The organism is Fluviirhizobium alvei, assembly GCF_030551875.1.
In the GTDB taxonomy this organism is placed as follows: domain Bacteria; phylum Pseudomonadota; class Alphaproteobacteria; order Rhizobiales; family Rhizobiaceae; genus Rhizobium_E; species Rhizobium_E alvei.
The window spans coordinates 16,681-41,656 of record NZ_JAUOZU010000007.1; the positions used below are offsets into that span (position 1 = coordinate 16,681).

The window sequence follows — 24,976 nt, forward strand, 5'->3', positions numbered from 1 at the left end:
CACGTTTGCGCCCGGGCGGTGCCGAAATGTCACGCATCTGATGGAAATTCGCTCAGATATTGCCGCTAAATGTGTCGCAAGCGGTCATTTTGCCGCTTTCGTAGCCGCGTTTGAACCATTTGGCGCGCTGCGCGGAGGTTCCATGGGTGAAGCTGTCGGGCACCACATAGCCCTGGCTACGCTTCTGGAGCGCATCATCGCCGATCTGGGCCGCCGCATTGAGCGCCTCATCAAGATCGCCGCGCTCAAGCATGCCCTTCTGGTCGGTAAACTTGCCCCAGATACCGGCAAAGCAATCCGCCTGCAGTTCGACACGGACCGACATGGCATTGGCTTCGCTTTCGCTCATCGACTGGCGGGCGCGATTGAACTTGGGCAGAACACCGATCAGGTTCTGGACGTGATGGCCCACCTCATGCGCAATCACATAGGCTTCGGCAAAATCGCCCGAGGCGCCGAACCGGGTCGCCATTTCATTGAAGAAGTCCGTATCGAGATAGACCTTCTCATCGGTCGGGCAATAGAAGGGGCCGGTCGCCGCACTGGCCGTGCCGCAGGGCGATGAGGTGGAGCCGGAGAACATCACCAGCTTCGGCTCCCGATAGGACTTTCCGGCAGCCGAGAAGATGCCGCTCCAGGTTTCCTCGGTTTCCGCCAGCATGGTCGCTACGAAAGCCTTCATCTCGTCATTCGCGCCGGGACGCGCATTGCTGGTCGTCTGCTCGCCCTGATCATAGCCGGAGGGCGAACCGCCATTCATCAGCGACGTCACATCGACGCCCATCATCTGCAAAACAACGAAGATCACGATGACGAGAATGATCGATCCGATACCGCCCTTGCCGCCGCCGATCGGGATATTGAGGCCGCGGCGACCAAACGGACTGTCTCCCATCGGACCGGGGCTGGAACCGCGCCGGTCCTCGATATTGTCCGACTGGCGACGCCCCTTCCAATCCATGATCCGCTCCCTTGCATGCTGCCAATGCCGCTATACTTGCAACATCGCTTATGGGAAGACAACAGCATAAAGATGGCGGACCTTGGCGACGGGAGTGGCCCGGATCAGATTGCTTTTGTTGAAGATGCCCGGGCGGGAAGGCGCGTTCCAGTCGGCAGGGCGCGTCTGGCGATCACGGCAAGCGCGGCAAACACCATGAGAACGAAGGCTAGGGTGATCAACTGAGAGGTATTTGGGGCACTGTCGAAACCGAGATTGTTGAGTAGCATCTCGTTCATCAGCCGTCCTGGCAGAAAGGTGAAGAGCCCGGCGCCGACGATACCGCCGAGATAGATGCCAAAGATCCACTTCATATGCTCGCTGATCTGGCGGCGGCGCGCTGCCGAATAGGCACGATAGGCGCCGAAGAGAACGAACAGCGACAGCAGATGGATCGGGCTAAACCCATAGACGAGATTGATCGAATGGATGAAGAAGGACGAGAGCGCGGAAGCGATCATCAGCAAAAGCCAGATGCGTCCGAGCAGGCGGTGCTGCGCGGTTCCCTTGCGCATGAGAAATATCGCGGCGCCGAGGAAGGCAGCCGGAACAACGGTCAGGACATGCACCTGAATGGCGAGAGGAGCAGCGAGCAGCGGAGCAAGGTTCATGGGACAATCCGAAAAAGCAGGTTGAATTCACCGTTCGTCTCCGCCATCTCTGTCGGAAGTTCAAATCCCATTTCGCGGAACGCCGGATCGAATTCGTGAACGACAGCTTCTTGCAATCCACGCTTCGTGAATTGAAAATCTTCACGGGTTCCAGTCGTTTCTGGATAACATTCGCCGCCGTCGTGCTTCTCTTTGGGGTGACGGGCCCGTTCGATACATCAAGCAAGCTGCAGTTCGGTCCGCGTCTGGCTTACTGGCTCCTGGTCCATTTCTGCGCCTGGAGCTTCGCCATTCTTTTTGTTGTCAGTTTCAATGTCGGTCTTCGACCCTACTGGTCATCTCTTCTTGCCCGCATGCTGGCTGGCGCCACCGTCGCCTCCCTCCCTTCGGGCGCGGCGATCGCACTCATCGAATATTCCTGGCACGGCGAACCGTTCACCTGGCAAAACTATCTCGGTGCGGTCGGCAATACGCTGCCCCTGAACCTGATCCTCTGCGCGATCACCGCAATGGCCATGACATCTTCGGACAAGAACGCGCATGCGCTCAAGGGCATTATCGAACCGCAGACGCGTCCGCCGGATGACGCCCAGGCCTCTGTCGCCTCCGAGGCTACGACTGCATCAACACAGGATAGCGCCCCACCTTCGTCGGGCTCGCCACCGCTCATCGCGCGTCTGCGCCCGGAAAACCGGGGTGCTCTGCTGCATATTTCTGTGGAAGATCATTACACCGTCGTCACGACCAGTCGCGGCCGCGAAATGCTGCTGATGCGGTTTTCCGATGCCATTCGCGAAACCGAACCAGCCATCGGTTTGCGCGTCCATCGTTCGCATTGGGTGGCGAAAGACTTCATTTCCGGGCTTTCGCGTGACGCTGGTCGTCTGACCCTTCAACTGAAGGATGGCGGCTCCATCCCCGTCAGTCGAACCCACCAAGATGCCGTACGCGATTTCCTTGCCTGACGATAGGTAAGGAGAAAATGACATTATCGATCAGACGCAAGACATATTTAACGAAGCCAGCCTAAATTCGAGTCAATTTGCTGGATTTTGGCTCGAACTACCGATTTTTTTGTAGTTTTTTCGACCAAACGAAGCAATTTCCGTTGAAAAGCCATTGTGAGGGGGCAGTCCGTGATATTCAAGTCAGCGACAAGTCGGAACATTTTTTCAATTGTTGCCTGCGGTATGATCGCAACGCTTGCAACCGCAACCGCTCTTTTTACGATCTCCTATCAGGCGGTCGAGAAGGCAAGCCTGGGCGAAATGCGGTCGATCGCCGAAACAACGGCGTCGAACATCGAAACCCAGATGCGGCGCACCGAGCAGTTGGTCGGCGACCTTCAATCCTCGCTGGCCAGCATGAAGGCTACCAAGGCTACCGATCGCGAAAAGGCCGATGCGCTTCTCCAGAAGCTGCTCGCCGACAACAGTTTCGCGCTGGGCGTCTGGACCGGCTGGGACCCGGATGCCTTTGACGGCAAGGACAAGGATTTCGTTTCGGCAAAGGGCCACGACGCGACCGGCCGATATATGCCCTATTGGGTTCGCAGCGGCGACAAGGTCATCCAGGAAGTACTGGTCGACTATACCGTACCCGGCGCTGGCGACTATTACATCCGCCCCCACGATGAAGGCAAACTCGTCGTCATCGAACCCTATGTCTATCCGGTCGATGGAAAAGACGTGCTGATGACCTCCGTTGCCATGCCGATCAAGGATGGCGACAAGGTTGTCGGCGTTGCCGGCATGGATCTGTCTCTCGCATCCCTGAGCGAAGAACTGGCCAAGCTGAAGCCGATGGGAACGGGTGAAGTCGGCCTGGTCACCGCATCCGGAAACATCGTATCCCATCATGATCGGAAACTCGAGGGCAAGAGCCTCAAGGATGTCGGCGAGGAAGGCCAGTCCTGGAACGATCTGATGGCATCGCCAGGCAAGATCAACAAGATCGTCGATGCTGATGGCATCGAAAACTTTGCCGTTGCCGTTCCGGTCATGATTACCAATGACACGAAATGGTTCGCAGTCGTCGCCGTTCCGTCGGAAACGGTCCTGGCAAGCTTGAACTCCATGGCCTGGATCTCCGCTGGCGTGATCGTCCTGGCTGCCGTTCTTCTGTCCCTCATTGGCTGGCTCATCGCTCGGCGCTTCGTGGGCCGCATCTCTGGAATCGTCGATCAGACGACCGCCATCGCCAACGGCCGCATGGATGTCGTTCTGACCGATCGCGAAAAGGCTGACGAACTGGGCGATCTTTCCCGTTCGCTCGGCGTGCTTCTCGATGCCAACCGCCGCAAGATGGAACTCGAGCAGGAAGCCGAACAGAGCCGTGTGGCCCAGGCGCGCGACCAGGCCGAACGTCTTCGCCTCGCCAACGCGCAGGAAGAGGAAATCCGCTTCGCCGTAACCGAACTCGCCAATGGCCTCGCCGCCCTTTCGGAAGGCAACATGACCGTGCGGCTTGACCGCCCCTTCACCGGTGCGCTTGAAGCCATCCGAGCCGATTTCAACGCTTCGGTCGAAAAACTTCAGGGCGCCATGCTCTCCTTTGCTGAGAACGCCAAGGTCATCGAAAGCGGCTCGGGCGAAATCCGTTCGGCGGCAGACGACCTTGCCCGTCGGACCGAACAGCAGGCTGCGTCCGTCGAGGAAACCGCCGCGGCTCTCGAAGAGATCACTACCTCGGTCAAGGATTCCACCAAGCGCGCCGAAGATGCCGGCAAAATGGTGGCCCGCACCAAGAACGGAGCCGAAAAATCCGGCGAAGTTGTCCGCATGGCCGTCGAAGCAATGAGCGCGATCGAACAGTCGTCGCAGTCGATCTCCAACATCATCGGCGTCATCGACGAAATCGCCTTCCAGACCAACCTTCTGGCGCTGAATGCTGGTGTTGAAGCGGCACGAGCCGGTGAGGCCGGCAAGGGCTTTGCCGTCGTTGCCCAGGAAGTGCGCGAACTGGCCCAGCGTTCGGCCAATGCCGCCAAGGAGATCAAGACCCTGATCACCTCGTCGGGCGAGCAGGTCAAGCGCGGTGTCGATCTGGTTGACGAGACCGGTTCGGCTCTGACCAACATCGTCAGCGAAGTGCAGGAAATCGACCGCAACGTCCAGGCCATCGTCCAGGCCGCCCGTGAACAGTCGGTCGGCCTGCAGGAAATCAACACAGCCGTCAACCAGATGGACCAGGCAACCCAGAAGAACGCCGCGATGGTCGAAGAGACCAACGCCGCCTCGCACACGCTGGTTGGCGAAGTCACCTCGCTCTCCAACCGCCTGGCCCAGTTCAATCTCGGCGGCCAGCAATCCAGAATGGCTTCTGCGTCGACATCGGAATCGTCGCGTCCGGTTTCGACGCAGTCCTTCGCGCCCAGCCGTCCTGCCGCGTCGACCGCTTCGACCTTCAAGCCGAAGCCGCGCGTTGCACCGGCAGCAGAGACCGCCCGCCCCCGTCCTTCGCCGGCGCATGCGCTGACCAGTAAGCTGACATCGGCCTTCGGCGCCTCCAAGGCTTCCGACCCGGCACCCTCGGGCGATTGGGAAGAATTCTGAGCCGACAGAAAGCATTCATATGATTTGCGAGCGGCGGGGTTTTCCCCGCCGTTTTCATTTGCCATCGCGTGTGCTCAAATAAGAGGGGCAAAAGTTGGCGATCCGCTAAAAAACTTTCGCTTGCGGGGTTCCGTTCGCCCGAACATTTCCCTATAAGGCCCACCTAGCCTTAAAAGACCCAACGCCTGAGCACCGGCCGGTACGATACCGCGCGCCGGGCTTTGCTGCAGGCTGAAATGACGGATGGATCGATGCCGAAGCGCCAGGATATCAAATCAATTCTCATCATCGGCGCCGGACCGATTGTCATCGGCCAGGCCTGCGAGTTCGATTATTCCGGCACACAGGCCTGCAAGGCGCTGAAGGAAGAAGGCTACCGCGTCATTCTCGTCAATTCCAATCCGGCGACGATCATGACAGATCCGAACCTGGCGGATGCGACCTATATCGAGCCGATCACACCGGAAGTGGTGGCCAAGATCATCGCCAAGGAACGTCCCGATGCGCTGCTGCCGACCATGGGTGGCCAGACCGCGCTCAACACCGCGCTATCGCTCAAGCGCATGGGTGTGCTGGAACGCTACAATGTCGAGATGATCGGCGCCAAGCCGGAAGCGATCGACAAGGCCGAAGACCGCGCCCTCTTCCGCGAAGCCATGGCCAAGATCGGCCTGGAAACGCCGCGTTCGATGCTGGCCAATGCCACGGAAATCAAGGAAGCCGACCGCAAGAGCCATGAGGCCGCCCGCGCCAAGCTGAAGGCCGAGCTTTCCGGTGCTGCGCTCGACGCAGCGCTCGATGATCTCGAAAACCAGTGGAACCTCGGCGAAAGCGACCGCAAGCAGCGTTATATGAGCCATGCGCAGGCAATCGGCGCCCAGGCGCTCGATTTCGTCGGCCTGCCGGCGATCATCCGTCCGTCCTTCACGCTTGGCGGCACCGGCGGCGGCATTGCCTATAACCGTTCGGAATTCTTCGACATCGTCCATTCCGGTCTCGATGCCTCGCCGACCACCGAAGTGCTGATCGAGGAATCGGTGCTGGGCTGGAAGGAATATGAAATGGAAGTGGTCCGCGACAAGGCGGACAACTGCATCATCATCTGCTCGATCGAAAACATCGACCCGATGGGCGTCCATACGGGCGATTCGATCACCGTCGCGCCGGCGCTGACGCTGACCGACAAGGAATACCAGATCATGCGCAACGCCTCGATTGCGGTGCTGCGTGAGATCGGCGTCGAAACCGGAGGCTCGAACGTGCAGTTCGCCGTCAATCCGGAAAATGGCCGCCTGATCGTCATCGAAATGAACCCGCGCGTGTCGCGCTCCTCGGCACTGGCTTCGAAGGCAACCGGTTTCCCGATCGCCAAGATCGCGGCCAAGCTCGCAGTCGGCTATACGCTCGACGAACTCGAAAACGACATCACGGGCGGCGCCACCCCGGCTTCGTTCGAACCGTCGATCGACTATGTCGTCACCAAGATCCCGCGCTTTGCATTCGAAAAATTCCCGGGCGCGGAGCCGACGCTGACCACCGCCATGAAGTCGGTCGGTGAAGTCATGGCCATCGGCCGCACCTTCCAGGAAAGCCTGCAGAAGGCGCTGCGCGGCCTTGAAACCGGCCTCACCGGTCTCGATGAGATCGAAATCCCCGGCCTCGGTGAAGGCGACGATCACAATGCCATCCGTGCGGCAATCGGCACCCCGACGCCGGACCGGCTGCGCATGGTCGCCCAGGCGCTCCGCCTCGGCATGAGCCCGGAAGAAGTTCATGCCGGCTGCAAGATCGACCCCTGGTTCATCGCCCAGTTCAAGGGCATCGTCGACATGGAAGCCCGCATCCGCGAACATGGCCTGCCGGACGATGCTGAAAACCTGCGCATGCTGAAGGCCATGGGCTTCTCGGATGCCCGCCTCGCCACGCTGACGGGCAAGCGGCCGAAGGAAGTGGCCGAGATCCGCAACGCACTCAATGTGCGCCCGGTCTACAAGCGCATCGATACCTGTGCTGCCGAGTTCGCCTCGCCGACCGCCTACATGTATTCGACCTACGAGACGCCCTTCGTCGGCGCAGCACGGTCCGAAGCGCAGATTTCCGATCGCAAGAAAGTCGTCATTCTTGGCGGTGGCCCCAACCGTATCGGCCAGGGCATCGAGTTCGACTATTGCTGCTGCCACGCAGCCTTCGCGCTCAAGGATGCCGGCTTCGAAGCCATCATGGTCAACTGCAACCCGGAAACGGTTTCCACCGACTATGATACGTCCGACCGTCTCTATTTCGAGCCGCTGACGGCGGAGGACGTGATCGAGATCCTCAAGATCGAGCAGGAGAAGGGCGAACTTCTCGGCGTGATCGTACAGTTCGGCGGCCAGACGCCGCTGAAGCTCGCCGATGCGCTGGAACGCGCGGGCATTCCGATCCTCGGCACTGCGCCGGATATGATCGACCTTGCCGAAGACCGCGACCGCTTCCAGAAGCTCCTGATGAAGCTCGATCTGACGCAGCCGAAGAACGGTATCGCCTATTCGGTCGAACAGTCGCGCCTTGTAGCCACCGAGATCGGCTTCCCGCTCGTCGTGCGTCCGTCCTACGTGCTTGGCGGCCGCGCCATGCAGATCATCCATTCCGAAACGCAGCTGCAGAACTATCTGCTCGGCACCGTGCCGGAACTGGTTCCGGAAGACATCAAGGCGCGCTATCCGAACGACAAGACCGGCCAGATCAACACCCTGCTCGGCAAGAACCCGCTTCTGTTCGACAGCTACCTGACCAACGCGATCGAAGTGGACGTCGACTGCCTGTCCGACGGCAAGGATGTCTATATCTGCGGCATCATGGAACATATCGAGGAAGCCGGCATCCATTCGGGCGATTCGGCCTGCTCGCTGCCGCCGAAGACGCTGCCGAAGGACATTGTCGACGAACTCGAGGTCCAGACCAAGGCGCTGGCCAAGGCGCTCAATGTCGGTGGCTTCATGAATGTGCAATATGCCATCAAGGACGGCGTGATCTACATTCTGGAAGTCAACCCGCGCGCCTCGCGTACAGTTCCCTTCGTCGCCAAGACCATCGGCGCGCCGATCGCCAAGATCGCCGCACGTGTCATGGCCGGCGAAGCTCTGGATACGGCCTTCACTGCCTATACACCGGTCAAGCCGAACTCGCGCGATCTCAAGCATATTGCGGTCAAGGAAGCCGTGTTCCCGTTCGCCCGCTTCCCGGGGGTCGATACGCTTCTCGGCCCGGAAATGCGCTCGACCGGCGAAGTCATGGGTCTCGATACCGATTTCGCGCTCGCCTTCGCCAAGAGCCAGCTTGGCGCCAATGTCGAACTGCCGCGCTCGGGAACGGTGTTCGTGTCGGTTCGCGATGATGACAAGACACGCGTCCTGCCGGCGATCCGCATCCTTTCCGATATCGGCTTCAAGGTGCTCGCCACCGGCGGCACCCAGCGCTTCCTGGCGGAAAACAGCATTCCGGCCGCCAAGATCAACAAGGTGCTGGAAGGCCGTCCGCATATCGAGGATGCCATCCGCAACCGTCAGGTCCAGCTGGTGATCAACACCACCGACGGCAACAAGGCGATCTCGGATTCGAAATCGCTACGCCGCGCCGCGCTGATGCAGAAGGTGCCCTATTACACGACGATGTCGGGTGCGCTTTCGGCAGCCGAAGCGATCCGGGCACTGAAGGACGGTCAACTCGAGGTCAAGCCGCTGCAGGCCTATTTTGCCTGAACGACGAAGGGCCGGTGCGAACCGGCCCTTTTGCTTTCTACCTGTGATCAGCGGCAGATCCGGACACGCTTCACATAGGGGTAGCCCCAGGCGTCGTAACGACGAACCTTCTTGATAAAGCAGACGGGTTCGTAATAGCCGGGGCGAATGATCACGCGCGGGCCCCAATAGCCGCCATTCCAGCCATTGTAGCGCCAACCATCGTGACGCCAGCCATCGCGACGATGATGGTCGCGCGGGCGATCCTCGCGCCAGTGATGATCGTCACCGCGGCGATCATCAAAGCCCGGACGGTCACGATCACGATCACGGCCACGCCAATCGCCGTCACGCTGTTCTTCATGCGGGCGACGGCGCCATTCGCCGTCATCTCCGTTGCGATCATAGGCATTTGCAGAACCGGCTATCGACATTGTGGCGGCAACGACGGCGACGGCAGCGAGAACGAGTTTCTTCATGGGAACCTCCGGATGCGCGGAAATGCGCTGTGATGACATCTCTAGGTCATCCGCTCTGAATTGGCCTTGAATGGTCCGTTCATCCGCCATGCAGACTTGTGGCGCCATTCCGGCCAGTCAGCGGCGAACATGGCCTTGCCGGGCCACAAGCAGCCACAATCACTACTGACAATTTCTGGCAGCATAGATGATAGGTTTCCCACGCAAAGGAGATACCGCCATGAAAAAGACCTACCGGGGAAGCTGCCATTGCGGCGGCGTTCGTTTTGAAGTCGATGCCGATCTCGAAGCCGGGACCGGCCGCTGCAATTGCAGCTACTGCCAGAAGGTGCGCAACTGGAGCATATCAGTAAAACCTGACGATTTCCGCCTGCTCTGCGATGAGGTGGAGACGACCTCGACCTATCGTTTTGGCTCCAACAGCGTGGACCACCGTTTCTGCAAGACCTGTGGATTGCATGCCTATGGCAGCGGCGATGTTCCGGAAATGGGTGGCGCCTTCAGAAGCGTGGCGATCGCCTGCATCGATGATCTTTCGGCTGAAGAGCTCGCGACACTTCCGATCCGCTATTTCGATGGCCGCGATAACAACTGGTGGAACGAACCCAGGATCACGCGTTATCTCTAGCGTTGAAGACTGTCGATATTGCTGCGACGGCAGCATCCTGGCGGCCGGTTCCGGCCGCCTATCGGCTCCAACTAAAAAAAGCTCGCAAATCAGGTCGGGACTCTGCTATAAGCGTGGTTCTATTTCGCAACGGTTCTGAAGTTCACGCTTCAGGGACCGTTTTCTTTTTGTGTCCGATCGAATGGGACACCGAATACCGAGGTAAGGAAATGGTTGAAAAGGTACCGATGACGCAGTCCGGTTTTGTGAAGCTCAACGAAGAGCTTCGCTGGCGCCAGCAGGAGGAGCGTCCCCGGATCATCGAGGCGATTGCCGAAGCGCGCGCCCATGGCGACCTGTCGGAAAATGCCGAGTACCATGCCGCCAAGGAAGCCCAGAGCCACAATGAAGGCCGCATCGGCGAGCTCGAGGATTTCATTGCCCGTGCCGAAGTGATCGACCTCTCCAAGATGTCCGGCTCCAAGATCAAGTTTGGCGCCACCGTCAAGCTTGTCGATGAAGATACCGAAGAGGAAAAGACCTATCAGATCGTCGGTGACCAGGAAGCCGACGTAAAGTCCGGTCGTATCTCGATCTCCTCTCCGATCGCGCGTGCGCTGATCGGCAAGGAAGTGGGGGATTCCATCGAGGTCAACGCACCCGGCGGTTCGAAGGCTTACGAAGTCCTCGCGGTGCAGTGGGGCTGAACGCCCGCCGATGCGCACCATGCCTGACATAGGCAACGTCGAGGTCATCGTACCCAATTTCAAGATCCGGCTTTCCGGGGTCACATCGACAATCATTCAGCTCGTGCCGGTACAGACGCGGCTCGGGCAGAAGATTGCAACGATCGGCCCCGGTCTGCCTGCGTCCCTGCCCGCACTGCGCTGGCGGGATCTTCTGGCTCTCTGGAGCCCGCCCGCCGGAAAACATCACCGCGTCTGGCATGCCCGCCGCAATATCGAGATGCTGCCGGGTCTTGTGATGCGCGATCTTCTGCGCATGAAATTGAAGCTCGTCTTCACCTCCGCCTCACAGCGCAAGCATTCCGGCTGGACGAAGTTCCTCATCTCGAAAATGGATGCGGTGATTGCCACCAGCGCCAAGACCGCAACCTATCTCGAACGGCCATCGACCGTGATCATGCATGGAATCGACCCGGAACGCTTTAGTCCGCCGACGGACATGGCGCTTGCCAAGAGCACGCTCGGGCTCGATCCCACGCGACATTATGCAGGTTGCTTCGGCCGGGTTCGCCATCAGAAGGGCACTGATCTCTTTGTCGAAAGCATGATCCGCCTGCTGCCGGATCGTCCGGACTGGAGCGCCATCATCGCCGGGCGCGCCGTCGGCAAGCATCAGGCATTCGAGGATGGGTTGCGGGCCCGCGTCGCGGCAGCCGGCCTTTCCGATCGCATTCTCTTCGTTGGCGAGCACACCAACATCAACGACTGGTACCGAACCCTCGATCTGTTCATTGCCCCGCAGCGCTGGGAAGGCTTCGGCCTGACGCCGCTCGAAGCCATGGCAACCGCAGTCCCGGTGGTGGCGACCGATGTCGGCGCCTTTTCCGAACAGCTTCAGAACCGAGACGGCGAAACCGGCACCCTGATTGCGATCGACGACCTTGACGGAATGACGCAAGCTGCGGCCCGTTACATGGATGACGCGCCTTTGCGCCAGACTGTGGGAAATGCCGGGCGGCGCAATGTTTTGGCGAATTTTTCGATTGAAACCGAAGCGCGCTCGCTTGGAGCGATCTATTCCAGCCTCGTTTGATGTATATGCACACGGGCAGGACACGCGACCCGGCAAAAGAAGGAAAGACCATGACCGATACGCTGGCGACGTTCTGGTTCGGTGCCCCACTCGGCATTATCGAACAGATCAGCGCGCTTTCCGTCATCGCCGCCGGCCACAAGCTCGTGATTTACACGACGGATGAGCTGAAGGGGGTGCCACCCGGCATCGAGATCCGCCCGGCCCGCGAGATCCTCGATAGCGAAATCGTCCGCCACCGCAAGACGGGCAGTGCCGCACTTCATTCGGATCTTTTCCGTTATGCGCTCCTCAACAAGACCGATGCCACCTGGGTCGATCTCGATATCGTTCTCTTGCGCCCCCTGCCCTCCGACAAGCCCTATCTCTTCGGCTATGAAAGTGCCAACGAGGTCAACGGTGCGGTCCTGCGCCTTCCCAAGAGCTCGGCAGCATTGCGGGAGCTGTCGCTCTACAATGTTGACACGCGCGGCTATCCGGCCACGCTGCGCGGGTTCCGACGCTTCAAGTACATCGTCAAATCGCTCGGAATGGGCCTGCATATTTCCGATTGGCCCTGGGGCTCCGTGGGACCGCGCGCGCTGACCCATCATCTCGGCAAGACGGGGGAGATCCGGGAGGCGCTTGGCATCAACGCCTTCTATCCGATTGCCTTCGAACAGGCGAAACGCTTCGCGACGCCCGACGATCTGAGCCTCACATCCTTTCCGGAGGAAACGCTCGCCGTTCATCTCTGGGGCAAGGCGCTGCGCAACCATCTGCGCGACAAGTGTGGCGGCCGCGTACCGGAACGGTCCTTCCTCGATCTCGCCGCCGATCATTTTGGCCGCCGGTTCGATTTCGAAATCGCCAGAACCCTTTGAGCATCCGGGATACGACCGGCCAGGAACGACAATGACCATTCGTCTCAACACCTATGTCATCAACCTCGACGGCAGCACGGAGCGGCTTCAATCCTTGCGCGGCATTCTCGATGGCTTTGGCATCGGCTTCGAACGCGTTTCGGCCGTCGATGGGCGCAAGTTCGATCTCGACAAGATCGCCGACTACGATTCCGTGGCCGCCAGCCGGTACATGGGCCGGGCACTGATCGGCGGCGAAATCGGCTGCTTCCATAGCCATCTCAAGGCAGCACGCGCCTTCCTCGCCTCAGACGCCGACTATGCCCTGATCCTCGAAGACGATGCACTGCCACTCAGCAATCCGCTCCCATTGCTGGAAGCCGCGATCCCGGATCTGAACGCCATCGACCCGGACTGGATCCTGATCAATATCGGCAATCCGCGTGCCAAATTCGTCACCCCCATCGCCTCCTACACGCAGGATAAGACGGATCATGCTCTGGTGGCTGCCCATTATTTCCCAATGCTGACGAGCGCGATCGTCTGGTCACGCAAGGGCGCACAGCAGTTTGTCGATCGCCATCAGAAGATCTTCGCGCCCATCGACAACTACTTCCGCCACTGGCTGACGCGTGCGGGCCATGGCTACGCCTTTCTGCCGTCGCCGGTCATCACTAGCGATACGGAAAGCCTGATCGAGGCATCGGCGGCCAAGAACCGCAGCCGTGACAATCGCATGTGGTATTACGGTTTTGCCAAACAATCGCGGCTGATGCAGGACAAGATCCTCGCCTGGCGCCATAAGCGCCGTTTCGCCCGCATGCTGAAAAGGCGCCAGCCCCGAAGCTGACGCCTTCCCGCGATTGTTGAACGATTGCCCGCCCCGGTCTCCCGGGCCGGAATATGATCAGTTGCCGATCGGGGGGAGACCGAGATTCGGCATTCCCGGCAATCCGCCCGGTGCGTTCTGGTCTCCGCCAAGTGTCGGCAGGTCGATCTTGATCTCGATCGAATTCGGATCGACCTTCGGACCATTGTCGAGCCAGTAAGTCACGGACTCCGGCCAGAAGATCACGATCGCCACCAGGATCAGCTGCAAACCGACCCAGGGAAGCGCACCGAGATAGATATCGGAGCTTTTGACCGATGGCGGCGCAATGCCTCTCAGATAGAACAGGGCAAAGCCGAAGGGCGGATGCATGAAGCTTGTCTGCATGTTGACGCAGAGAAGGACGCCGAACCAGACCAGATCGATGCCCAGAGCCGAAGCAACCGGTGCCAGCATCGGAATGATGATGAAGGCAATCTCGAAGAAATCGAGAAAGAAGGCGAGGATGAAGACGAAGATATTGACGAAGATGAGGAAGCCGATGGCCCCGCCCGGCAGGCCGCTGAGCATATGTTCGATCCAGCGCGATCCATCCATTCCCTGGAAGACGAGGCTGAATACGGTCGAACCGATCAGGATGAACACCACCATCGACGTGATGCGCATGGTCGATTCCATTCCCTGGCGGATCAACGGCCAGGTGAGACGGCGGTTGATGGCAGCCAGAACGATGGCACCGACGACACCGAGCGCACCGGCCTCGGTGGGCGTCGCCAGCCCCATAAAGATCGTCCCCAGCACGAGGAAGATGAGCACGATCGACGGGATCATGCCCATCAGAACCTTGATGATCAGCTTGCCGTCGAGATCGCCACGCGCCTCTTTCGGCAGCGGCGGCATCATGTTCGGACGAACGATCGCCAGGATCGCGACATAGAGAATGAAGATGCCGACCTGCAGCAGCGACGGGCCGATCGCACCGGCATACATGTCGCCAACAGATTTGCCGAGCTGGTCTGCCAACACCACCAGAACCAGCGAAGGCGGGATGAGCTGGGTGATCGTGCCGGAGGCCGCGATGACCCCGGTCGCGAGCTTCATGTTGTAGCCGTAGCGCTGCATGATCGGAAGCGAGATCATGCCCATCGTGATCACCGATGCGGCAACCGTGCCGGTGATGGCACCGAGAATGGCACCCACGATGATGACGGCAAAAGCAAGGCCACCTGGAATACCACCGAACAGCTTGCCCGTTCCCTCAAGAAGATCTTCCGCCAGTCCGCATCGTTCGAGAATGGCGCCCATGAAAGTGAAGAAAGGGATGGCGAGCAGCAGCTCGTTGGAAATGATGCCATAGAAGCGAAATGGCAGCGCTTCGAGGAACACGGCGTCGAAATGCCCTGTCGCAATGCCGATCACGCCGAAAAACAGGCCGACTGCCGCCAGCGAGAACGCCACCGGAAAGCCGTAGAGCATGAAGGCAACCATGCCGAAGAACATCAGCGGCGGGATGATACCGAAATCAAACATGTCAGGTTCTCCTCGCTCGGTTACTGCAGCGGTTTTTCATATTTCGTATCGATCGCAACCTTGCCGAACAGGGCTGCGAGCCGCTTGATCAGTTCCGAAACGCCCTGGAGAAACAGGAAGGCGAAACCAATGACGAGAACGAGTTTGACCGGCCACCGGATAAGCCCCGACGCGTTGGGCGACATCTCGCCCTCGAGATAAGAGCCATAGAAGAAGGGCCAGCATGCCCAGGCAAAATAGGCGGTTACCGGCAGAAGGAAGAAGATGATGCCGAAGATATCAATGAAAAGCCGCGTGCGGTCACTGACTGATCCGTAAAACAGATCGACGCGCACATGCTCGTTCATCTTGAGCGTATAGGAGGCGCCGAGAAGAACGATCGCGGCAAACATGTACCACTGGATTTCCAGCCAGCCGTTGGAGCTGTAGGAAAAAAGATAGCGGACGATCGCATTGCCTGCGCTGATGAGACTGCAAAGCAGAACAAGATAATCAGCAAATTGGCCAAGCTTCCTGGAGACGGCATCGATGCCGCGACTGAAAGACAGTAGAGCTTCCATTGAACCTCCCAGCATTGCGCTTTCTGCGCAGTTCCCCTGATTTTTTTAACCTGTTTAAACGAACAGGCCTTTGATTGATAGTCTTCGGGCTTTGCCCGCCGTCTGACATTGCACTCTATCGGTGGAAAAGCGACTATGCACTTGAATAGTCGCACCCTCCGATCATAGATAACGTCATTAGTCTGCCTGTTTGGCAGTTGGCACACGAAATGCAAGGGAAACCCCATGTCTGCGCGTCATACTAAAGTCTTGATCATCGGTTCCGGACCGGCCGGCTACACCGCTGCGATCTATGCTGCGCGCGCGATGCTGAGCCCGGTTCTGATCGCCGGCATGGAACAGGGTGGCCAGCTGATGATCACCACCGATGTGGAAAACTATCCCGGTTTTGCCGATCCGGTTCAGGGCCCGTGGCTGATGGAGCAGATGCTCAACCAGGCCAAGCATGTCGGCGCCGAAATCGTCAGCGATCTCGTCACGTCCGTGGATTTCTCCGTTCGTCCCTTCCGCCTCAAGACGGATTCCGGTCAGGACTGGACCGCCGATACGGTCGTCATTGCCACCGGTGCGAAAGCCAAGTGGCTGGGGATCGAAAGCGAGAAGAGCTATCAGGGCTTCGGCATCTCCGCCTGCGCGACCTGCGACGGTTTCTTCTATCGCAACAAGGATGTGATCGTGGTCGGCGGCGGCAATTCGGCTGTCGAAGAAGCGCTCTATCTCTCCAATATCGCAAAATCGGTCACGGTGGTGCACCGGAGGGATTCGTTCCGCTCTGAAAAGATCCTGCAGGAACGCCTGTTCGCCCAGGCCAATGTCAACGTTCTCTGGAATTCGGAAATCGCCGAATTCCAGGGTGAACAGCTGCATCCGCCGATGCCCGCCTCCGTAACCTCGGTCAAGATCCGCAATGTCAAGACGGGCGAGATCGCCGAAAGGCCGATCGATGGTGTCTTCGTCGCCATCGGCCATGCTCCGGCGACCGAACTCTTCGCGGGGCAGTTGAAGATGAAGCCAAACGGCTATCTCTGGACCGCTCCGGATTCGACGGCCACCAGCATCGAAGGCGTCTTCGCCGCTGGCGATGTCACCGACGACACGTTCCGTCAGGCCATCACGGCAGCCGGCATGGGCTGCATGGCCGCGCTGGAGGCCGAACGATATCTCGCCGGCCATTTGCATGTTGCGCAGGCTGCAGAGTAATCTGCAGCCCAACCACGATTGAGAGGGGAACCGAATGCCGCTTGACTGGGATAAATTGCGCATTTTCCACGCGGCGGCAGAGGCAGGTTCCTTCACCCATGCAGCAGACAAACTGCATCTGTCGCAATCGGCCATCAGTCGCCAGGTCAGCGCGCTTGAGGCGGAAATCAACACCAAGCTGTTTCACCGCCATGCCCGCGGCCTGATCCTCACCGAACAGGGCGAACTGCTCTATCGCACCGCTCATGAGGTGCTGATGAAGCTCGAAATGGTGAAGATGCAGCTGACGGAAACGACCGAGAAGCCCTCGGGCAAGCTGCGCATCACCACCACGGTCGGCCTCGGACAGGGCTGGCTGACCGACAAGGTGCAGGAGTTCCTCAGCCTCTATCCGGACATGCAGGTACAGCTGATCCTCGACAACGAGGAACTGGACGTCAACATGCGCCATGCCGATTGCGCCATTCGCCTGCGCCAGCCGCAGCAGTCGGATCTCATCCAGCGCAAGCTGTTTACCGTGCATATGCATGTCTATGCCGCCCCGTCCTATATCAGCCGGCACGGCGAACCGCAGACGCTCGAAGACCTCGACAACCACCGCATCATTTCCTTCGGCGAACCGGCACCGAACTATCTTCTCGACGTCAACTGGCTCGAAATCGCCGGTCGGCCCGATGACAGTCCGCGCACGCCGGTCCTGCAGATCAACAGCCTGACCTCGATCAAGCGCGCCGCCCTGCTCGGCATCGGCATTGCGATGCTGCCGGACTATATCGTCGGCCGCGATCCGGGCCTGGTACAGTTGGTGACCAGCGCCGATGTGCCGTCCTTCGATACCTATTTCTGCTATCCGGACGAACTGAAGAACGCCGCAAAGCTAAAAGTGTTCCGCGACTTTATCGTCGCCAAGGCGCGCAACTGGAACTTCTAGGAAGAGTTTCAACGCAACTTCAGTGCGCAGATTTTACGAAACATCTGCTGTCAGTCGCGCGAATCTCGGCAGAGACAACGCCCCGATCAGCATGTCCATGCATTTGAATGCATGCGCACGGAATGGACGTTTTGACCATTTCAAGGGCGATCAGGCTGCTTGTTGAAGGATTTTTCATATATTCACGCCGGCACAGCGGCTTTGGCAAATGTTAATTCGTGAATTAATATAAGCGCTTAGCATGTCTCGACAGCCACCATTGCGCAAGGCGCATAGCTGGCATGCATCTCCGGTTGTTGCGCTATGCACAAAAAAACACCATATCGCACATAGCTGATGCACACGGCGGTTTTCCTCCCAGTGCCGCCGCATTAGCTGTTCCCCTCTGGAGGTTTGATAACCTTCATAACTTCAAGGGCCCGGCTTTCCGTGGCCCTTTTTTTTCGCCCTGATTTCTATCACAGCCAGAACAGCCAGAGGCCGAAAACCGTGACAAATCCCGCAAGAATATTGAGCGGCAGGCCGACTACGACAAAATCCATGAAACGATAGCCGCCAGCCGAATAGACGAGCGTATTGGTCTGATAGCCGATCGGGGTCGCGAAACTGGCGCTGGCGGCAAACATGACGGTAACGACGAACACGCGCGGATCCAGCCCGAGTGCCTGAGCAAGCGCGATCGCGACCGGCGTCACAACGACAGCAACGGCATTGTTGGTAACGATCTCCGTTAGGGCCGAGGCAAGCAGATAAACGCCCAACAGCACCGCAATGACCGGCAGGCCTTGCAGGTAGGGCAAGGCGGCATCCACGAGCAGATTGACGCTGCCGGAGGATTCCAGCCCCTTCCCGATCGCGAGCATTGCATAGATCATGATGATGATCTGCCAGTCCACGGCCTCGAAGGCCTCATCCGGATCGATCGATCGCGTGACCAACACGATTGCCACGCCGATCCAGGCAAGTGCTGCAATCGGCATCACACCCAGCGCACTCAGGAGCATGACGCCAACGAGCGTTCCAAGCGCGATCGGCGCATGCGTGGTGCGCACCGCGCGCTCTGCCGGCGCATTGAGATTGATGATACCGGAGGTCTCTGCCAGATGCTGGATATCTTCCGGCGCCCCTTCGAGCAGAAGCCGGTCGCCGATCTGCAGCCGCACATCCTCAAGCCGGCGATTGAAATTCATGTCAGCCCGGTGCAGCGCCATCGGATAGACGCCATAACGGCGGCGGAAACGCTCTTCGCGCAGGGTGCGACCGATCAGCCGCGAGCCCGGGCCGATCAACGCCTCGATCACCGAGGAACTGCGCGATGCCACGGCTTCGACATCATCGTCGCTGCCGGCATCGACGCTCGAGGCCACCTCGACCCCCTTGCGGTCGCGGATCGCCATCACATTAGCGACTGGCGACTTGATTACCACGATATCACCGGCCTCAAGGGTAATGTCGGCCATTTCGTTCCGAATGGAATGGTTGCCGCGCACGACATCGATGATGCGCCGGTCGTCGCCATTGAACAGACTGACATCTTTGGGACTGCGTCCGATCATGGGACTGTCGTGCGGGATCAGAACCTCGACCAGAAACTGGCTCTTCGGCCGATTGGCAAGTGCCGATGCGGCCACGCCGCGCTCCGGAATGAAGTAGCGCGCGGCAACGGCCAGATAGATCGCGCCGGTGGCGGCCACGAGAATGCCCACCGAGGAGATTTCGAACAGACCGAACGGCGCCAGACCCTGTTCGCGCGCCACGCCATCGACAAGCAGGTTCGTCGAGGTCCCGATCAGGGTCATGGTCCCTCCGAGGATCGCTGCAAACGACAGAGGCATCAAAAGCCGCGATGCCGAAACGTTGAGCACGCGCGCAAGCCCGATTGTCAGCGGCATCATCATGACGACCAGCGGCGTGTTGTTCATCACCGCCGATGCCAGGATCACCAGCACAAGAAAGACGCCGATTGCAACAGTCGCGCCATAGCCTGCGATGCTCTTGAGCCTGTCGGTCAGGAAATCGAGGATCCCCGTCCGGACAAGCGCCGAACTCAGGATGAACATCGCGATGATCGTCCAGGGCGCGCTGTTCGATAGCGACGCCAACATATCCTTGCTGTCGATCAGCCCGAGAATGAGCGATAGGGCCATTCCGGCAATGGCAACCACCACTGGCAGCGCCTTTTCCGTCGCAAAGGAAACGATGAGAAGAAAAATGAGGCCGAGCGCGATATAAGGCGTCCAGGCAGACAGACCCATTGCTTCGATCAATGTCATTGGCCCCCATAGAGTCGATGGCAAATAGAAGCCAGCACAAGCCCGGCGCTCTTTTAGAGCATGGGATGTGATCGACGGTCAACTGTGCAATGCAGGGGCATTAGCAATTCCTGAGTGACGCTACTCAGGTCGAAAGCAGGTTCAGGAGATCGGCAGCATCAGAGATCGGCTCTGATAGGGTCAGGTCCTCGACTACCTGAGCTTCGTCCACGACCGGTGCAGCTGGCTGCGAGATAAGCGCCGCCCGGTCATCCGCATCGGGCGCACTGTAGTTAGCCACAAGACCGGGTCCGAACAGTTCCGCATTCTCGTAACGCGCACTCAAGGACGGCTGCGCATTGGCGGAAAGGGCGGCTTCGACGCTCGTGACCATGCCGGCCTGCGGACGCAATTGCACAAGCACATCGAGCGCTTCGGATGGAACTAGATTTTCGGGCGCATCACCGCCGGCCACCTGCGGCTGAGCCAGGCTGCGAAAAACGTCGTCGGAAACCGCTTCTGTCGATTTCTCTTCCGATTTTTCGCGAACAATCGCCCGTTGATCATCTGAGGCTTCACGCGGCCATGACGAGCCTGATTCATCGGTTGCGGGCTGATCTTCCGCGTCGCGGTTTGTCCGACCGACGCCAACGCGGCGAGAAGCGTAATAAACAGAATAAGTGCCAGAACTTGACGATACTGTAGTCATGCAAGCCCCCTTGTCAGGCTTATAACAACTGCCTCGTCCTTAACCCCATACCTTAGAACTTGTGCGACTCGATACTACGCTTAATTTGGTATTGCGTCAAAGAAACAGCCACAACATAGCCGCATCGCACCCGAGGGTTTGACCAAGGCCAACTTTGAGTGGCCATAACCCACGAAAGCGACCTGAAGCTTGCGTCATGCGAATCTTGCGGCAAAAAATCCGGAATATTTAATCTTTTCTCACCGGAAAATCATCGCGACAGACAACTCAAGAACGTATATTTTATGTCATATTAAGATTTTTACGGATTTTATGCGACACTGGATACGCGCAATTGAACCGCAACCGGAAAATGCTTAACAAACCGTTAATTTCTGCACCGGGGCGGAAAAATCAAAAAAAGACCGCGCCCGGGCAATCCGGACGCGGCTTCAGGAATCAGGTGCGACAAATTATTGGCAGGCGTTGCAGAAACGCTGGATTCTGCGGCAAGCCTCTTCCAGCAGCGCTTCCGAAGTCGCATAGGAAATCCGGAAGTTCGGACCCAGTCCGAAAGCCGACCCGTGGACGACCGCCACGCCTTCTGCCTCGAGCAGTTCGGTCACAAAATCCTCGTCCGTTGCAATCACCTTGCCGGAGGGCGAGGTCCTGCCAATGAGACCGGCGCAGGACGGATAGACATAGAAGGCGCCTTCCGGCGTCGGGCAATGGAGACCCTTGGCCTGGTTCAGCATCGAGACGACGAGATCGCGACGCCCCTGGAAAACCTTCTTGTTCTTGACGATGAAATCCTGCGGACCGTTCAAGGCTTCCACGGCAGCCCACTGCGCGATCGTATTTGTACCGGAGGTCTGCTGGCCCTGGATCATGTCCATTGCCTTGATCAGTTCGAGCGGGCCAGCAGCATAGCCGATGCGCCAGCCAGTCATTGCGTAGGCCTTCGAGACCCCGTTCATGGTCAGCGTACGGTTATAGAGGCCGGGTTCAACTTCCGCCGGTGTGGCGAACTTGAAATCGTCGAAGGTCAGATGCTCGTACATGTCGTCGGTCAGGATCCAGACCTGCGGATGCTTCATCAGAACATCCGTGAGCGCCTTGAGTTCATCATGGCTATAGGCTGCACCGGACGGATTGGACGGAGAATTGAAGACGAACCATTTCGTCTTCGGCGTGATCGCCTTGTCGAGATCTTCCGGCTGGAGCTTGAAATTGTTTTCGATCGTCGTCGGAACGAAAACCGGCGTGCCGCCGCACAGCGCCACCATTTCCGGATAGCTGACCCAGTACGGCGCCGGGATGACCACCTCGTCGCCGGCATTCAGCGTCGCCATGAAGGCATTGAAAAGGATCTGCTTGCCACCGGTGCCGACGATGACCTGATTGGCTGTGTAATCGAGATTGTTTTCGCGCTTGAACTTGCGGGCAATGGCTTCGCGCAGTTCAACGATCCCGGCAACGGCCGTGTATTTGGTCTCGCCGCGGTTGATGGCCTCGATAGCGGCAGCCTTGATGTTGTCCGGCGTGTCGAAATCCGGCTCCCCTGCCCCAAGGCTGATGACATCGCGCCCCTTGGCCTTCAGTTCGCGTGCCTTTTGGGCGACGGCGATGGTTGCGGAGGGCTTCACACGGGAAAGAGCGTCGGCGAGAAAGGCCATGCGTCAGGATCCTTGCTGGTTGATGGTGGCCATGCGGTTTCGGCAGCGCTTATAGGGGAATGCCCACCCGCTATCAAGCGTTCCACGCAGCGCCCGCAACGCCATGCAGTCCCGCATCCGACCTATTAGTTCATATGCTGCAAAGTTGCAGATCTGGCTTAAGTCAATGGTAAGACATGAATATCTATCATGTCTTGGTAGGAGCGGAATTCGTCTTCGCAGGGAATGGTCATGAACGCTGACAGTATCTTTTCGAAATTGCGACGTTCGCACACAGGCGCGTGGATCGCGACCTATCGCGACTTTACTCTGGAATCTGCACTCCAGCCGATCTTCAGTCAGGATCAGGAGGGCGTTCTTGAGCTTCAGGCCTTCGAAGGACTGATCCGTCCGAGCCTCAATGGCGAGCAGGTCCGTCCGGCTCAGTTTTTCCCGCAGGTGGCCGTTGAAGACCAGGCGATGATCGACAGCCTCTGCCGAACGCTGCATATTTTCAACACCGGCCTGCTCGGCCGCCGCAAGGTCTCGTTGTTTGTCAACTTCCATCCCGGTCTTTTCGTCACGATCAACGACATTCGCCGCGAGGTCGACAAGATCCGCCTGGCAGTCCGCGAAGCCGGTCTGACAAACGACCAGCTCGCCTGCGAGATCACCCAGAAGCAGAACGACAGTTCCGACATGTTGTCCTTCTTCGTCCGGGATCTTCGCCAGCATGGGTTCAGGATCGCGATCGACGAATATGGCGCCGAAGAACGCGACGCGGAACGCCTGCGGTTGCTGAAGCCGGACTATGTGAAATTCGAAGCGACCTGGGTCAAGGATTTTCTAGAAAACTCCGCCGGCTCGGCCCTGCTGCGCGTAATGGTGGAGCAGTTCCGCGAACAGGGTGTCACGGCCATTTTCGAAGGTCTCGAGGATCTGCGCCAGGTTGATCTCTGTCGGGAACTCGATGTGCCGCTTCTGCAGGGTTATGCGCTGGCGCGGCCGCAGATTGCCCCGACGAGCTTCAACGAAGAGTTTCCCGAAATCGGCATGGAACCGACGAAGTTCCAACCGGTCGGCAATCAGACGCTGGAGCCCTACAATCCAGAAATCCACATGCCGCGCTCTGGCTATTCGCCCCTGCCAGCGAGCCCCAATCGACGCACAGCGGCTTTTGGGAAGCGCACCCGCACCTGACGCCGCCATCATTTCAGACGTGCCTCCTTTGGCAGCGAGTCGGTAGCGTTGGCGTTGCCACCCTCTCTCCGTTCGGGATAAACTTGAGAGATTCGCTCTTCTCTTGCTGAAGAGATACGTGAAATCGCAATCATGGCAACCCGCTACAAATGAACGAGCGGGAGCCAACCTGCCGGGCCAAACCCAATCATCTGGAGGCACGCCAGGCCAGTTCAAAAGACAGGGCAGTGGCGACCTCTCCGGCGCTTCACAGCTTGCGTGTCGTCGGGAGAGAATATGCCAATGCCTTTTCGGCCGCGGGCCGGCCTTTTCACCTTGCTGCTGCTTGCGCAATCCGTTTCCGTTGAGGCCAATGAGTCCTACCAGACCAGGGATGTGAGCATCACCGTCGAGACGCTCGCTTCCGGCCTCGATTATCCATGGTCCGTCATGCCTGTCGCCCGGCTCGGCTACATCATCACCGAACGTTCAGGCCATGTGCGGATCCTCTCGAATGGAACGCTCTCCGCTCCACTTCCCGGCCTGCCGAAACTCTATGTGCATGGCCAGGGCGGATTGCTGGACGTCGCACTTTCCCCCAATTTCGAAAAAGACCGGCTGCTCTACTTCACAGCCACACAGGCGCAGAAAAAGGGCGTCGGCGTCATCCTGTTCTCGGCGCGGCTGGCCGACGATCTCAACACGCTCGAAGAGACGACAATTCTGTTTCGCTTCAGCGCGCCCAATCCGGCCGATTACAATTTCGGCTCGCGCATCGCCTTTTCTCCCGATGGCTATCTGTTCGTCACCATTGGCGACCATGGTGTGCCACCAGCAGCACAGGATCTCATGGATGACCGCGGCGCCGTCATTCGCCTCAATCGCGACGGCAGCGTGCCCACAAACAATCCCTACTACAGCAATCTCGCGGCCCTACCCGAACTCTGGTCGATCGGACACCGCAATCCGCAAGGCATTGCCTTCGATGCACAGGATGGAAAGCTCTGGACTGTCGAACATGGCCCGAAGGGTGGCGATGAGATCAACACACCGGAACCCGGTAAGAATTATGGCTGGCCTGTCGTGACCTATGGGGTCAACTATGATGATACGCCGGTCGGCATCGGCACCTCCGCCGACGGTTTCGAACAGCCGAAACATTATTGGGTGCCTTCGATCACGCCAAGTGCGCTCGTGGTCTATCGAGGCGCCATGTTTCCGGAATGGAATGGCGATCTCCTCGTAAGCGCCCTCAAAGGCTCGCTCATCTCCCGGCTTATTCGCAGCCCGGCTGGCGACATCATCGGCGAGGAACGCTTCCTCGAGGATGATTATGGTCGCCTGCGTGACATCCACGAAGACCTCGACGGCTCCCTTCTCGTCCTCACCGATGACGACGATGGCAAACTGCTGCGCATCAGCCGATAGGCTTACAGCACCGACCGGGCATTTGTATCGCAGAACATGGATTTGCAATCCATCAATTCCCGTGATCGAAATCGATCGAAAATTACACAAACGTAAAATTGTGCAGACGGCAGCAAGTCTATAGTGCCTCTCT

Annotated in this window: 20 protein-coding genes; 12 read left to right on the top strand and 8 right to left on the bottom strand. The window is 58.7% G+C overall.

Annotated elements, in window-relative coordinates:
• Nucleotides 1-52 precede the first annotated feature (52 nt).
• Together ypfJ and Q4481_RS09420 are read right to left on the bottom strand one after the other, a co-directional pair.
• Nucleotides 53-961 (bottom strand): KPN_02809 family neutral zinc metallopeptidase, encoded by a 909-nt coding sequence (gene ypfJ, locus Q4481_RS09415; RefSeq protein WP_304376105.1) that lies wholly within the window; start codon nt 959-961, stop codon nt 53-55.
• 104 nt (nt 962-1,065) lie between these two features.
• Complete coding sequence (locus tag Q4481_RS09420; RefSeq protein ID WP_304376106.1) at nt 1,066-1,611, bottom strand: DUF2306 domain-containing protein; 546 nt, start codon at nt 1,609-1,611, stop codon at nt 1,066-1,068.
• A 95-nt stretch (nt 1,612-1,706) separates the two neighbouring features.
• Between Q4481_RS09420 and Q4481_RS09425 the strand changes: the two genes are divergently transcribed.
• The 3 genes from Q4481_RS09425 (at nt 1,707) to carB (ending at nt 8,905) form a co-directional block, all read left to right on the top strand.
• Nucleotides 1,707-2,576, top strand: a complete 870-nt coding sequence (locus Q4481_RS09425) for a LytTR family DNA-binding domain-containing protein (RefSeq protein ID WP_304376107.1) — start codon at nt 1,707-1,709, stop codon at nt 2,574-2,576.
• Nucleotides 2,577-2,747: 171 nt separating this feature from the next.
• Nucleotides 2,748-5,165, top strand: a complete 2,418-nt coding sequence (locus Q4481_RS09430; protein ID WP_304376108.1) for a methyl-accepting chemotaxis protein — start codon at nt 2,748-2,750, stop codon at nt 5,163-5,165.
• A gap of 251 nt (nt 5,166-5,416) precedes the next feature.
• Nucleotides 5,417-8,905, top strand: a complete 3,489-nt coding sequence (gene carB, locus Q4481_RS09435) for a carbamoyl-phosphate synthase large subunit (RefSeq protein WP_304376109.1) — start codon at nt 5,417-5,419, stop codon at nt 8,903-8,905.
• A gap of 47 nt (nt 8,906-8,952) precedes the next feature.
• On the opposite strand, the gene Q4481_RS09440 is transcribed toward carB, so the two are convergent.
• On the bottom strand, nt 8,953-9,363 hold the full coding sequence (locus tag Q4481_RS09440) for a hypothetical protein (protein ID WP_304376110.1): 411 nt from the start codon (nt 9,361-9,363) through the stop codon (nt 8,953-8,955).
• Nucleotides 9,364-9,583: 220 nt separating this feature from the next.
• Here Q4481_RS09440 and Q4481_RS09445 point away from each other — a divergent pair, with 220 nt between their 5' ends.
• The 5 genes from Q4481_RS09445 (at nt 9,584) to Q4481_RS09465 (ending at nt 13,441) form a co-directional block, all read left to right on the top strand.
• Nucleotides 9,584-9,991 (top strand): GFA family protein, encoded by a 408-nt coding sequence (locus Q4481_RS09445; protein ID WP_304376111.1) that lies wholly within the window; start codon nt 9,584-9,586, stop codon nt 9,989-9,991.
• A 209-nt stretch (nt 9,992-10,200) separates the two neighbouring features.
• On the top strand, nt 10,201-10,677 hold the full coding sequence (gene greA, locus Q4481_RS09450; protein ID WP_304376112.1) for a transcription elongation factor GreA: 477 nt from the start codon (nt 10,201-10,203) through the stop codon (nt 10,675-10,677).
• A 19-nt stretch (nt 10,678-10,696) separates the two neighbouring features.
• Nucleotides 10,697-11,749, top strand: coding sequence for a glycosyltransferase family 4 protein (locus tag Q4481_RS09455; RefSeq protein ID WP_304376113.1), 1,053 nt, complete (start codon nt 10,697-10,699; stop codon nt 11,747-11,749).
• Between the two features lie 50 nt (nt 11,750-11,799).
• The gene (locus tag Q4481_RS09460; RefSeq protein WP_304376114.1) at nt 11,800-12,612 is read left to right on the top strand and encodes a hypothetical protein; all 813 of its coding nucleotides are present in this window, start codon (nt 11,800-11,802) and stop codon (nt 12,610-12,612) included.
• Nucleotides 12,613-12,643: 31 nt separating this feature from the next.
• Complete coding sequence (locus Q4481_RS09465; RefSeq protein ID WP_304376115.1) at nt 12,644-13,441, top strand: glycosyltransferase family 25 protein; 798 nt, start codon at nt 12,644-12,646, stop codon at nt 13,439-13,441.
• Between the two features lie 57 nt (nt 13,442-13,498).
• Here Q4481_RS09465 and Q4481_RS09470 read toward each other — a convergent pair whose 3' ends face one another.
• Together Q4481_RS09470 and Q4481_RS09475 are read right to left on the bottom strand one after the other, a co-directional pair.
• On the bottom strand, nt 13,499-14,950 hold the full coding sequence (locus Q4481_RS09470) for a TRAP transporter large permease (RefSeq protein WP_304376116.1): 1,452 nt from the start codon (nt 14,948-14,950) through the stop codon (nt 13,499-13,501).
• A 20-nt stretch (nt 14,951-14,970) separates the two neighbouring features.
• Entirely contained in the window at nt 14,971-15,510 is a 540-nt protein-coding gene (locus tag Q4481_RS09475; RefSeq protein ID WP_304376117.1) for a TRAP transporter small permease subunit, read from the bottom strand.
• A 225-nt stretch (nt 15,511-15,735) separates the two neighbouring features.
• On the opposite strand from Q4481_RS09475, the gene trxB reads away from it, so the two are divergent.
• Both trxB and Q4481_RS09485 read left to right on the top strand, forming a co-directional pair.
• Complete coding sequence (gene trxB / locus Q4481_RS09480) at nt 15,736-16,710, top strand: thioredoxin-disulfide reductase (RefSeq protein WP_304376118.1); 975 nt, start codon at nt 15,736-15,738, stop codon at nt 16,708-16,710.
• Between the two features lie 34 nt (nt 16,711-16,744).
• Nucleotides 16,745-17,641: a LysR family transcriptional regulator VtlR gene (locus Q4481_RS09485; RefSeq protein ID WP_304376119.1), complete on the top strand. Its 897-nt coding sequence runs from the start codon at nt 16,745-16,747 to the stop codon at nt 17,639-17,641.
• Nucleotides 17,642-18,099: 458 nt separating this feature from the next.
• Here Q4481_RS09485 and Q4481_RS09490 read toward each other — a convergent pair whose 3' ends face one another.
• From Q4481_RS09490 to Q4481_RS09500, 3 genes are all read right to left on the bottom strand, one after another.
• Nucleotides 18,100-19,914 (bottom strand): SLC13 family permease, encoded by a 1,815-nt coding sequence (locus tag Q4481_RS09490; RefSeq protein ID WP_304376120.1) that lies wholly within the window; start codon nt 19,912-19,914, stop codon nt 18,100-18,102.
• Nucleotides 19,915-20,038: 124 nt separating this feature from the next.
• Entirely contained in the window at nt 20,039-20,602 is a 564-nt protein-coding gene (locus Q4481_RS09495; protein ID WP_304376121.1) for a hypothetical protein, read from the bottom strand.
• Between the two features lie 452 nt (nt 20,603-21,054).
• A complete protein-coding gene (locus tag Q4481_RS09500; protein ID WP_304376122.1) occupies nt 21,055-22,257 on the bottom strand; it encodes a pyridoxal phosphate-dependent aminotransferase in 1,203 nt (400 codons plus the stop codon).
• 231 nt (nt 22,258-22,488) lie between these two features.
• Between Q4481_RS09500 and Q4481_RS09505 the strand changes: the two genes are divergently transcribed.
• Both Q4481_RS09505 and Q4481_RS09510 read left to right on the top strand, forming a co-directional pair.
• Nucleotides 22,489-23,436 (top strand): EAL domain-containing protein, encoded by a 948-nt coding sequence (locus tag Q4481_RS09505; protein ID WP_304376123.1) that lies wholly within the window; start codon nt 22,489-22,491, stop codon nt 23,434-23,436.
• Nucleotides 23,437-23,718: 282 nt separating this feature from the next.
• The gene (locus tag Q4481_RS09510) at nt 23,719-24,843 is read left to right on the top strand and encodes a PQQ-dependent sugar dehydrogenase (RefSeq protein ID WP_304376565.1); all 1,125 of its coding nucleotides are present in this window, start codon (nt 23,719-23,721) and stop codon (nt 24,841-24,843) included.
• The last annotated feature ends 133 nt before the right edge of the window (nt 24,844-24,976 follow it).

Excerpts from the sequence above, each read along its gene's own strand:
- ypfJ (WP_304376105.1), bottom strand. The coding sequence starts at position 961 with ATGGATTGGAAGGGGCGTCGCCAGTCGGACAATATCGAGGACCGGCGC.
- Q4481_RS09420 (WP_304376106.1), bottom strand. The coding sequence starts at position 1,611 with ATGAACCTTGCTCCGCTGCTCGCTGCTCCTCTCGCCATTCAGGTGCAT.
- carB (WP_304376109.1), top strand. The coding sequence starts at position 5,417 with ATGCCGAAGCGCCAGGATATCAAATCAATTCTCATCATCGGCGCCGGA.
- Q4481_RS09440 (WP_304376110.1), bottom strand. The coding sequence starts at position 9,363 with ATGAAGAAACTCGTTCTCGCTGCCGTCGCCGTCGTTGCCGCCACAATG.
- Q4481_RS09445 (WP_304376111.1), top strand. The coding sequence starts at position 9,584 with ATGAAAAAGACCTACCGGGGAAGCTGCCATTGCGGCGGCGTTCGTTTT.
- greA (WP_304376112.1), top strand. The coding sequence starts at position 10,201 with ATGGTTGAAAAGGTACCGATGACGCAGTCCGGTTTTGTGAAGCTCAAC.
- Q4481_RS09455 (WP_304376113.1), top strand. The coding sequence starts at position 10,697 with ATGCCTGACATAGGCAACGTCGAGGTCATCGTACCCAATTTCAAGATC.
- Q4481_RS09460 (WP_304376114.1), top strand. The coding sequence starts at position 11,800 with ATGACCGATACGCTGGCGACGTTCTGGTTCGGTGCCCCACTCGGCATT.
- Q4481_RS09465 (WP_304376115.1), top strand. The coding sequence starts at position 12,644 with ATGACCATTCGTCTCAACACCTATGTCATCAACCTCGACGGCAGCACG.
- Q4481_RS09470 (WP_304376116.1), bottom strand. The coding sequence starts at position 14,950 with ATGTTTGATTTCGGTATCATCCCGCCGCTGATGTTCTTCGGCATGGTT.
- Q4481_RS09475 (WP_304376117.1), bottom strand. The coding sequence starts at position 15,510 with ATGGAAGCTCTACTGTCTTTCAGTCGCGGCATCGATGCCGTCTCCAGG.
- trxB (WP_304376118.1), top strand. The coding sequence starts at position 15,736 with ATGTCTGCGCGTCATACTAAAGTCTTGATCATCGGTTCCGGACCGGCC.
- Q4481_RS09485 (WP_304376119.1), top strand. The coding sequence starts at position 16,745 with ATGCCGCTTGACTGGGATAAATTGCGCATTTTCCACGCGGCGGCAGAG.
- Q4481_RS09490 (WP_304376120.1), bottom strand. The coding sequence starts at position 19,914 with ATGACATTGATCGAAGCAATGGGTCTGTCTGCCTGGACGCCTTATATC.
- Q4481_RS09495 (WP_304376121.1), bottom strand. The coding sequence starts at position 20,602 with ATGACTACAGTATCGTCAAGTTCTGGCACTTATTCTGTTTATTACGCT.
- Q4481_RS09500 (WP_304376122.1), bottom strand. The coding sequence starts at position 22,257 with ATGGCCTTTCTCGCCGACGCTCTTTCCCGTGTGAAGCCCTCCGCAACC.
- Q4481_RS09505 (WP_304376123.1), top strand. The coding sequence starts at position 22,489 with ATGAACGCTGACAGTATCTTTTCGAAATTGCGACGTTCGCACACAGGC.
- Q4481_RS09510 (WP_304376565.1), top strand. The coding sequence starts at position 23,719 with ATGCCTTTTCGGCCGCGGGCCGGCCTTTTCACCTTGCTGCTGCTTGCG.